Genomic DNA, 257 nt, shown 5'->3' with positions numbered 1-257 from the left:
CCTTTTGCTGATGGAGCTGCACATGAACCCATTCAAAGGCCGGCATTTTCAGCGTGACATCATTCTGTGGGCCGTACGCTGNTACTGCAAATACGGCATCAGTTACCGTGAGCTGCAGGAGATGCTNGCTGAACGNGGAGTGAATGTCGATCACTCCACGATTTACCGCTGGGTTCAGCGTTATGCGCCTGAAATGGAAAAACGGCTGCGCTGGTACTGGCGTAACCCTTCCGATCTTTGCCCGTGGCACATNGATG

1 pseudogene is annotated in these 257 nt (G+C 53.4%); it reads left to right on the top strand.

The features are described from left to right. Positions 1-22 precede the first annotated feature (22 nt). Positions 23-257: pseudogene (locus tag VZP09_RS24970) on the top strand (IS6 family transposase); the annotation flags it as partial.

It is taken from the genome of Klebsiella sp. EMBS2024 (assembly GCF_036233805.1).
Classification (GTDB): Bacteria; Pseudomonadota; Gammaproteobacteria; order Enterobacterales; family Enterobacteriaceae; genus Klebsiella; species Klebsiella pneumoniae.
Note: the sequence above shows the minus strand (reverse complement) of the source record. Positions and strands in the feature narration are given on the sequence as shown.